6 protein-coding genes are annotated in these 10,640 nt (G+C 50.8%); 5 read left to right on the forward strand and 1 reads right to left on the reverse strand.

The annotated features are described in order from the left end of the window. Window positions 1-23: 23 nt before the first annotated feature. Window positions 24-1,919 (forward strand): DNA topoisomerase IV subunit B, encoded by a 1,896-nt coding sequence (parE, locus tag AC6I4B_RS03455; RefSeq protein WP_497769624.1) that lies wholly within the window; start codon window positions 24-26, stop codon window positions 1,917-1,919. A 30-nt stretch (window positions 1,920-1,949) separates the two neighbouring features. On the opposite strand, the gene AC6I4B_RS03460 is transcribed toward parE, so the two are convergent. Continuing rightward, the gene (locus AC6I4B_RS03460) at window positions 1,950-2,825 is read right to left on the reverse strand and encodes a helix-turn-helix transcriptional regulator (protein ID WP_497769626.1); all 876 of its coding nucleotides are present in this window, start codon (window positions 2,823-2,825) and stop codon (window positions 1,950-1,952) included. A 235-nt stretch (window positions 2,826-3,060) separates the two neighbouring features. Between AC6I4B_RS03460 and AC6I4B_RS03465 the strand changes: the two genes are divergently transcribed. From AC6I4B_RS03465 to AC6I4B_RS03480, 4 genes are all read left to right on the forward strand, one after another. Next, a complete protein-coding gene (locus tag AC6I4B_RS03465; protein WP_497771920.1) occupies window positions 3,061-4,815 on the forward strand; it encodes a DUF2264 domain-containing protein in 1,755 nt (584 codons plus the stop codon). Between the two features lie 96 nt (window positions 4,816-4,911). Next, window positions 4,912-6,180 (forward strand): oligosaccharide MFS transporter, encoded by a 1,269-nt coding sequence (locus AC6I4B_RS03470; RefSeq protein ID WP_497769628.1) that lies wholly within the window; start codon window positions 4,912-4,914, stop codon window positions 6,178-6,180. Between the two features lie 25 nt (window positions 6,181-6,205). Further along, window positions 6,206-7,396, forward strand: a complete 1,191-nt coding sequence (locus AC6I4B_RS03475) for a glycoside hydrolase family 88 protein (RefSeq protein ID WP_497769629.1) — start codon at window positions 6,206-6,208, stop codon at window positions 7,394-7,396. A 286-nt stretch (window positions 7,397-7,682) separates the two neighbouring features. After that, a complete protein-coding gene (locus AC6I4B_RS03480; protein WP_497769631.1) occupies window positions 7,683-10,628 on the forward strand; it encodes a Tc toxin subunit A in 2,946 nt (981 codons plus the stop codon). Window positions 10,629-10,640: the final 12 nt, after the last annotated feature.

The raw sequence follows: 10,640 nt of genomic DNA on the forward strand, positions 1-10,640 counted from the left end.
CGCCAACTACCTACGAATAGATCATGACGCAATCTTCTTACAACGCTGATGCCATTGAGGTACTCACTGGGCTTGAGCCAGTTCGCCGCCGCCCTGGGATGTACACAGATACCACACGCCCGAACCATCTCGGTCAAGAAGTTATTGATAACAGTGTGGATGAAGCGCTGGCCGGGCACGCGAAACGTGTCGAGGTCATTCTTCATGCCGATCAGTCACTGGAAGTTATCGATGATGGTCGCGGTATGCCCGTGGACATTCACCCGGAGGAAGGGGTTCCTGCCGTTGAGCTGATCCTCTGCCGGTTACATGCGGGCGGTAAATTTTCTAACAAAAACTACCAGTTCTCCGGCGGCCTGCACGGCGTAGGGATTTCGGTAGTGAACGCCCTGTCAAAACGCGTGGAAGTGAACGTCCGCCGCGATGCGCAGGTTTACAGTATTGCGTTTGAAAACGGGGAAAAGGTTGAAGACCTGCATGTTTCCGGTACTTGCGGTAAGCGCAATACGGGGACGAGCGTGCATTTTTGGCCTGATGAGAGCTTCTTCGACAGCCCGCGTTTTTCCGTTTCACGCCTTACCCATGTATTGAAAGCGAAAGCGGTACTGTGTCCGGGCGTTGAAATCGTCTTTAAAGACAAAGTGAACAACACCGAGCAGACCTGGCGCTATGAAGATGGTCTGACGGACTACCTGAAAGAAGCGGTTAACGGCCTGCCAACGCTGCCGGAACAACCGTTTGTCGGTACGTTCTCCGGTGAAACGGAAGCTGTCGATTGGGCGCTGCTGTGGCTGCCGGAAGGCGGCGACCTGCTGGCTGAAAGCTACGTTAACCTGATCCCGACCATGCAAGGCGGCACGCACGTTAACGGCCTACGTCAGGGCCTGCTGGACGCGATGCGCGAATTCTGCGAATACCGTAATATTCTGCCGCGTGGCGTTAAGCTGTCGGCGGAAGATATCTGGGAACGCTGCGCCTACGTCCTGTCGGTGAAAATGCAGGATCCGCAGTTTGCGGGGCAGACCAAAGAACGTCTGTCGTCACGCCAGTGTGCTGCGTTTGTCTCTGGTGTGGTGAAAGACGCCTTCAGCCTGTGGCTGAACCAGAACGTTCAGGCAGCAGAATTGCTGGCTGAAATGGCGATTTCCAGCGCTCAGCGCCGTTTGCGCGCGGCGAAAAAAGTGGTGCGAAAAAAGCTCACCAGCGGCCCGGCGCTGCCTGGTAAGCTGGCAGACTGCACCGCGCAAGATCTCAACCGCACCGAGCTATTCCTGGTGGAAGGTGACTCCGCAGGCGGTTCTGCGAAACAGGCGCGAGATCGTGAATATCAGGCGATCATGCCGCTTAAAGGTAAGATCCTCAACACCTGGGAAGTCTCTTCTGACGAGGTGCTGGCGTCGCAGGAAGTGCACGATATTTCTGTCGCTATCGGTATTGATCCAGACAGTTCGGATCTCAGCCAGTTGCGCTACGGCAAGATCTGTATCCTGGCGGATGCGGACTCGGATGGTTTACACATCGCCACGCTACTGTGCGCGTTGTTTGTAAAACACTTCCGTGCACTGGTGAAAGAAGGGCACGTTTACGTGGCGCTGCCGCCGCTATACCGAATCGATCTGGGCAAAGAAGTTTATTACGCGCTGACCGAGGAAGAAAAAGCGGGCGTGCTGGAACAGCTCAAGCGCAAGAAAGGCAAGCCGAACGTGCAGCGCTTTAAAGGTTTGGGTGAAATGAACCCAATGCAGCTTCGTGAAACCACGCTTGATCCGAACACGCGCCGCCTGGTGCAACTGTTCATCAACGATGAAGACGAACAGCAAACCGATGCCATGATGGACATGCTGTTAGCCAAGAAGCGTTCTGAAGATCGCCGCAATTGGCTGCAAGAAAAAGGCGATATGGCGGATATCGAAGCCTAATTGCCTGATTATCGCCGGGTGGCGTTCTGCTTATGGTTTTCCGCTAACTTCGCGCTGAGGTTGGTGATTTTTTCGGTATTGCAAGGGGGTCTCGCCAATCCCCTTTTTAAACGAACTAATAAAATAGGTCACCTCGGCAAACCCTACCTGCCCGGCAATCTCACTGACTGGCAGTGCGCTGTGCAACAGCAGTTCACAGGCGCGGCGCAGTCGAATCGTGTTGAGATAGTTATGAATATTCTCTCCCGTTTCGGCATGAAAGCGCCGCGACAAATAGCTGCGTGATTTCCCTAATTCCTGCGCCATCGCATCCAGGCTGAACTTCCGCCGATAGTTTTCATCAATCCAGAACATCACCGGGCTGGCTATGCCACGCGCGGCTTCTGCCATTTTCTCTTGCGCGGGCGGCAACATGCTGAGCAGCGTAATCAGCATACTGGCGATTTGTTCGGTACTTAATCCAGAACTCGATGCGGAGCGAGCATACAGGCTAAACAGGTGATTGATATGTGGGTGAATATCCGCTAAATCGGCCACAAAGGCCGGGCGGCCTCGTGCAGAAAGCGCCTGTAAACGGCGGTTATTTTCCGGGAAATGGCGGAGATATTTAGCGATCGCGTGTTGATCAACATGAATGATGGTGCGGCGGTAGCTGTCCTGCACGCGCTCATCGACCATGATTTTATGCAGGTTGAACGGCGGAAAGAAAAAAATCCGCCCGGGGCGCATAGTGTATTGGCGATTATCGACAATCACGATGCCAAAACCTTCTTCGACGTAGAGAATCTCCAGGCACTGATGCCAGTGGTGATAACGCACGGAGTTCGCGTAAAGGCGGCTAAAAGAAGCGACGGTATCTTTCAGCGTGATCGGCTCCAGATGCTCAACATTTAATGGCTGCGTCATGTGCAATAGATTTAAATTTTTCCAGAGTTAATTCACTTACTAAACCACTGTTTTAAATTTTATCAAGCGGCGGTTCAGATAATACTATCAGTTGTGATCGGGTTAACATTTCTACGCTGCCTGGATTCCCTATCCTTTAGCCACTTTTGAGGACGATTAAATAAGGGTCAGGACAGTGGCGGAAAGATCAAAAACATTGTCATCACGGGAAGACGTTACGGCAGCGCTGACAACGATGCTGAGCGCGCTCGACAAACAATTTCCCGCAGGCGTAGCGCAGTTTTCACTGGGTAATACCTGTGCGCACTACAGCACAGATATTGCTGAAATGGAGGGCTTATCGCGAGTGCTGTGGGGCCTGTTCCCGCTGTTGGCTGGTGGCGCAGATGTGCCGTTTAGTAACAAATACATCACCGCGATTAAGCTCGGCACTGACCCACAAAGCCCCTCTTACTGGGGGGAAACGGCTCCCTATGACCAGCGGCTGGTTGAAATGGCGGCGTATGGCCTCGGTTTGGCATTGTTACAGGACAAATTAACCGACCACTTCAACGAGCGTGAACTGACGAATTTGCACCGTTGGCTCAACCAAATCAGCGATGCCCAGATGCCGGACAGCAACTGGAACTATTTTGCCATCATCGTCCAGCTAGGCTTCAAACGCGCTGGGCTGCCTTATGACCAGTCGGCTATCGAACGCCGCTTTGACATGATGGAGGCCTACTATCTTGGCGGCGGCTGGTATTCCGATGGCCCTGGCCGGCCAAAAGATTATTACATCTCAATGGCTTTCCATTTTTACGGCCTGATTTACGCCACGCTGAATGCCAATGACGACCCCGCGCGAGCGGCGACGTTGCGTGAGCGCGCGAGCCTGTTTGCGAAAGATTTTATCTATTTGTCCGCCGCCGATGGCGCATCTGTTCCGTTTGGTCGTAGCCTGACTTACCGTTTCGCAATGGTCGCATTCTGGAGCGGCTTCGCCTTTGCTGAACTGGATGTTTTCTCTCCGGGCGTGGTGAAAGGCATTATCTTGCGCCACCTACGTTGGTGGCTGGAACAGCCGATTTTTGACCGCGACGGTATTTTAACGCTGGGCTTTGCCTACCCGAACCTCGCGATGTGCGAAGACTACAACGCGCCAGGCTCACCGTATTGGGCGCTGAAAGTGTTCCTGATTCTGGCTCTGCCAGCGAGTCACCCCTTCTGGCAGGCTGAAGAGTTACCGCTGCCCGCACTGGAACCGGTACATGCGATTGCACCCGCCCAGCAGATTTTGCAGCACAGCGAAAACTCGCAGCACGTGGTGATGCTGACTTCCGGGCAACTGGAGCTGAATAATTACGTGAATACCGAGGCGAAATACACCAAGTTTGCCTATTCAACCCGCTTTGGCTTCACCATTGAGCGTGGGCGCTATGGCCTTAAACATGCGGCCTGTGACTCGATGCTGCTGCTGTCGGATAACGACAACTACTGGCGTGGACGTCGCGAGTGTGAACGCGTTGAAATGCAGGATGGCGCTATCTATTCTCGCTGGTTGCCGTGGCACGACGTTACCGTCGATACCTGGCTGATTCCGTGCGGGCAATGGCATGTACGCGTTCATCGGGTCAATACCGCGCGTCGCTTGCAAACGGTTGAAGGGGGTTTTGCGGTGATGAAAGCCGATGCCGATGCGGGAACTGGGCAGAGTTGTGTGTGCGCAACCAACGGCGTAAGCCGAATTGCCGACATCTCACTGCACGCTACGCGGCAGGGCGATTGCGTCATTACGCCACCAAACAGCAGCATCATGTTTGCACAGTGCGCGGCCATTCCAACCTTAACGGGCGAAATCGCACCGGGTGAACATTGGTTATGCTGCGCGGTCACTGCCAGTGGCCATCCTGCGGCCAGTTCGCCAGCCCTACCAACATTAACGATGCAAAATAATACGCTGTGCATCACCAATAACGTCAGCGGAGAAATAACTACTCTGCACGTATAGCATCATCGATAACAACAAAACTCTAAATAACCTCAGGCATACTCGGGATAATAAATATCCCGAGTATGCCCCCTACAAAGTTTGCTCGAGGACTGTATGGAAAAAGTATCGTCTCAAAACAGGCTAGAATATTATAAAATAAGTACCTTTATCTTTTTGTACTTTTTTACCTGGTCAGCCAGTATTGGTTTATTAGCTATTTGGTTAGGGCAGAAAGCGGATCTTAGTGGCGCGGTTATTGGTACTGTATTTGCCGTTAACGGAATATTCTCTGTTATTCTCAAACCGATTTATGGCTATATTCTCGATAAAATCGGCATGAGCAAATATCTGCTGTATTTTGTGGTCGTGATGTCCGCCCTGATGGCGCCATTCTTTATTTATGTCTACCAGCCATTATTGCTTTCGCACACTATGCTCGGGATTATTGTCGGTGCTATTTATCTGAGCTTCGCATGGTATGCCGGGGTGGCGGCCTGTGAATCTTATGCTGACCGTTATAGCCGCCTGAATAGCATGGAGTTTGGTCAGATCCGCATGTGGGGTTCACTGGGCTGGGCGGTTGCGTCGTCGTTCTCTGGTCTGCTGTTCAATCTCTCTCCAGCCTATAACTTTATTCTCGGTAGCGTGGCATCACTGATTATGCTGGCGGTACTGCTGAGCCTGAAAGTGGACACTCAAACCGGCAACGCCAGCGCGGTATTGTCGAAAGATAAAATTGTGCTGAAAGATGTGTTCGATCTGCTGAAAAGCCGTAAATTCTGGGCCTTCTGTCTGTACGTTGCCGGTATCGCATGGATGATGTTCGTCGCCGAGCAGCAGTTCTCCCGCTACTTTGTCACCTTCTTTAGTGACGTGCATGAGGGCAATACGGTATTTGGCCTGTTGGGTACGGTACAGTCCGGCACCGAATTTGTGATGTATATCTTTATGCCGATGTTTGTTAACTATATTGGTGCGAAGCGCGGCATGTTGATTGTTGGCGCATTAGTCGGTGCGCGGTTGATTATCTCTGGCCTGTGTGATTCACACCTGCTTATTTCGGTGATTAAACCGCTGTATGGTCTGGAAATCTGCCTGCTGTTGGTTTCGGTATTTAAATATATCGCTGAGCATTTCGATAAACGTGTCAATGCCACCATGTATTTACTGGGTTATCAGGCCATGCTGTATATCGGTAATGTGGTGGTGTCTTCCCCGGCGGGGTTATTGTACGACCGTATCGGTTTTGAAAAAACTTATATGATTATGGGAGCTATTGCGCTGTTCTTCACGCTGGTTTCCGCTTTCACTTTATCTGCCTGTAAACGTCAAAATCACCGCCAGCTTGCGCTTGATGTGGCCGAAAATGGTATTTCTAAATAAGCTCTACTGAATTAAGGAAGCGAAAATGGTAAACCCAATTATTGAGGAAGCTCTGCGCGAATTTCCGGGAGAGGCGATTAATCCTCAGATATTTAATGATGAGATGCTTTCAGCACGTAGCCATGTCCTTAAGCTGATTAGCCGTCATATAACAGACTTCGGTGATAAATTTCCCGGCGAGGCCTGCGTTAACGGTTATTACCCATTAACCGAAAATGTCGAATGGACGACCAGTTTCTGGACTGGACAACTGTGGCTGGCGTGGGAAATGACCGGTGATGAGCAATATCGCGCGCTGGCAGAACAGCACGTGCGCTCGTTTGGCCTGCGCATTGCCGGGCGTCACGACACCAACACCCACGATTTGGGTTTTCTGTACACGCTTTCCTGTGTCTCGGCCTGGCGTCTCACCGGTAGCCGCGATGCGCGTGGTTTTTCGCTGCAAGCGGCAGAAGCTCTGCTGGAGCGCTTCCACCGTAAGGCGGAAATCATTCAGGCGTGGGGTGTTTTAACTGACCCGGAACAGGCGGGGCGGATGATTATTGACTGCACCATGAACCTGCCGCTGCTGTACTGGGCGACTGAGCAGACCGGCGACCCGCGCTTTGCCGATGCCGCTCGCGCGCATGTGCGCCAGTCGGCGAAATATCTGGTGCGTGAAGATGCTTCGACCTATCACACCTACTATATGGATGTGCAGACCGGCGAGCCACGTTTCGGTAAAACGCAGCAGGGCTATGCCGATGATTCTTGCTGGTCACGCGGGCAAGCGTGGGGCATTTACGGCTTTATGCTTAGCTTCATCTACACTGGTGATAAGACACTGATTAGTCTGTCGAAAAAACTGGCTAACTACTTCCTTAACCGCCTGCCGGAAGATCACATCTGCCATTGGGATCTGGCGCTGGTGGGTACGGACGCGCTGCGCGACTCGTCGTCAGCGGCGATTGCGGTCTGTGGCCTGTTAGAGTTAGTGAAATATCTGCCGACCACCGATCCTGACCGTGAGCGCTATCAGCAGTGGGCGATGGCGATGATGTCATCGTTATCGAAACATTACCTGATGGGGTTGGATGAGCCAGGAACGGGCATACTGAAACACTCGGTTTACCACTTCGCCAGCGATAAAGGTGTCGATGAATGCTGTAGCTGGGGGGATTATTTCTATGTAGAAGCGTTGGTGCGTATGACGCAGAGCTGGAAATTGTACTGGTAAGCTCGTTAGCATAATCGAGTCGCCCGGCTGGGCGACTTTTTGCCCATTTTCCGTGCCGGAGGCTCTTAACCGTTCAGGCAAAAAGACCGTTACAATCCCCGCCCATTTTCTTTCTGCTTTTCTTGCGGATCTCGTCGTATGTGCGCTTTTAAGTGGATTAATCACTAAAAAATGAATCACCACAGTGAAATATCTACGCAAGAATCATCTTAGCCATTTTTATCATTACGCGGCTAAGCTACCTGGCGTTTTATCGCCTCGGTATGATTCATTAAAGGGATTCATTATGAGCACATATGAAAAACTATCGTCATTATTTAGCGATGACCTTGATTTACCTTCAACGCTAAAACAGAAAGGCTATCAATCTGTTTTTGATATCGTCCGCCAGCCCAAAAAAATATTTATCGAGTCGTTATCTGGCGAGCGTATTAATCGCCAAATGGCCGGTGCAGTTTATGATACCTCTGCCGGGTTGGCGACTCAGCTCTATCGCCAATTTTTATCGACAAAACATCAGGTAATGGATTCGCCGATGAGCGTCGGTGGGTTAATGAAAAATGGCCCGACCTGGCAAAACCTTTTTCTGGAAGACTGGAGCAGCTATTGCCTGAATAACGCACCGGAAGCGAATGACTCACCGGTTTCATACCTGGCCTGGCTGTATAACCAAGCGTTAGATTTTGAAGCGCAGATGGGTAATGCAAGTATTATCAGCCTGACAGAGCGACGCCCCGATCTGCCACAGTTAGTGATTGATGATGCGGCAATTAATCAGGTTATTCCATCGCTACAACTCGTTAATGAGGTACTGGAAAGCAGCATTGAGCCTTATATTCAGGAGGCCACTAACAAAACGGTCAATGAAACGTTATCGGTTACGCGTTATCCGAAAAATTTACCTTATCACTACCCGCACCAGCAGACATTGCTGTCTTTAAAAAACGCCGCGCTGTCTTTACATGAAGTGATAAAGAAAACGGACATCACCTGGCCGTGGTTTACGGCCACCGATCCCGCCCTTGCCGTGTCTGGTATGTCGCTGGTGCTGGGAAATAACCTGGCCCCTGAGCAGCAAACGATTCTGACAGAACCCGATAACGCTTCTGCTGACGACCTTACCGCTTTTTATACCGCTAATTACGGTACGGTTACTGCGGACTATTCGATCTTTAACGACGTGACCTTTTTTACCGAACAGACCAAAACAACCATGCCGCAACTGGAAAATATGCTGGCGGTTAACGAAGGGGGAATGACGGTTATCGGCTCACCGAATGTGCCATTTTCCACGGCGGTTTCTCCGGTGCAATACGGTGCGGTATTTATTAATGCCCCAGATGCCAGTGAACTGGGGTATGTCAGTATTACGACAATAATTTCGCAAACCGAGGCTGAGAATAGAACAGTGGAGAGCTCTCAACCTCCCGCCTATTCTGCATCACAGGATACAACGGGTGAGCCGACATTAACGTTCACTGGGCTGTCAGATGAAAGAATGGATCGTATTAACCGTATTATCCGTTTACAACGTTGGTTGGCATTGCCTTTTGACCGCATTGACTCGCTTCTTACCTGCATTACGGATACCAGCGATAATGCGTTGAAGGGCCTGTTACGCTTGCTGGGGGCCTATCGTTATTATGCGGACACATACCATGTCTCTCCTGAGCAATTTACGGCTATCATCGGGAATATGGCATCCTGTGCTATCACCCCTGACGTTCCGTTTTTTGACAAAATCTTTAATAGCCCCTCTCTGTTTGAAACGCCATTTAGTATCACTAATACTGATTTTAGCTATGCGATGGAGAATGAAACCGATGCGCGGATCGTAAAACAGATCTGTGCCGGATTAGGCATTAATACGCAACAGTTCCAAATCGTTGCCGATAAGGTCGCAGAATATCAGGGCGATAAAACAGCCCGTACTCTGAGCTGTTCTTTAGCCGTTGTTTCCGCGTTGTATCGGCTGGTGATGTTGCCTCGCTGGCTGGGATATGGTTTTTATGACGGTATGGCGCTCCTGTCGATTCAAACCCAGGCGATTCCACAGCTTGCCAGCGTACCGGTGTTTAATCCTGTTGATAATAACGGGCTGCCCGCTAGCGGAGACATTCTCGATACGCTGGTTTCACTGGCCGATCTGGCGCAGTGGCTCAAAGATAACACCTTGACTCCTGGCACTATTCTGACGTTACTTCAGCAACCCAACCGCGTTTTCCCAGCAACGACGGCAGAGCTTAATTTCGTGCAGGGGATTAATCAGCAATTACCGGCTACCTTGCTGAGTGAAACAGATTTTACTGCATCAGGAATAGGACAGCCGGTTTCGACGGGAGAAACACCCTTCGTCTCGTGGATGGAGACGTTAAAGTCGGTGGTGGATAACAGTAATGGTCTGGTGATGACTGTTACCGCTGGCGCTAAAACGCCTTATGAAACGCTATCTGACTCGGTTTCTGCGGCGATTGCCGGTTATACCTTTACCGATATGAGTAATGACGATGCAACTCGGATCCTGACGAATATTATCTGGCAGGCTCGCCTGGAACAAAATGGCATTGCTGATAGCGCGATTGCTAACACGCTGCAATTAAACGTTTCCCTTTCAACGCTGTTATTACAATGGTGCGGAAACTCAGAATATGATTTTTTATGTGACACTTTGGCGCTCAGCGATGCCAGTGTGCCAGAAGATATTTCTGATGCGTATTTGCAGGAGCTGTATCAGTTGGGACGCAGAGCCGCATGGTGTCATCTTTTCGATTTAACCCCCGCCTGTTTAACCGTATATCTAACCCACCCGCTGTGGTTTGGCCTGGCTGATACCATGATAACCCTGAAAATGGCGTATTTGTTTAGCCAATATAGTCGCTGGCTGGCTCTGGCAGGGAATGAAGATCGCGTACTGGCCTACTTAAGCTGGGTTAATTCGTTTACCGGCGATATTACGCCAGACAATGTTGAGCAGGCGGCGCAGATGTTAGCGGGGCTGATTTTCTGGGATTCTGATGAGGTCAAACTGGCAGCAGCGCATGCCAACAGCACGGGGATTGCCGCATCCCTGGCTGATGTCGATATTGTTATGCGGGTAAAAACATTAGCGGAACGTTCCGCTAGCTCAGCCCAGACAATGATTTCTACTGGAGCATTAAATACAACATCAACATGGGATGACTGGCAGAACGTTGGCGAAGCGCTTATTGCTACACAGACGGCGACTTTATAAACCAAACAATAA

This window comes from Kluyvera fluvialis (genome assembly GCF_059725275.1).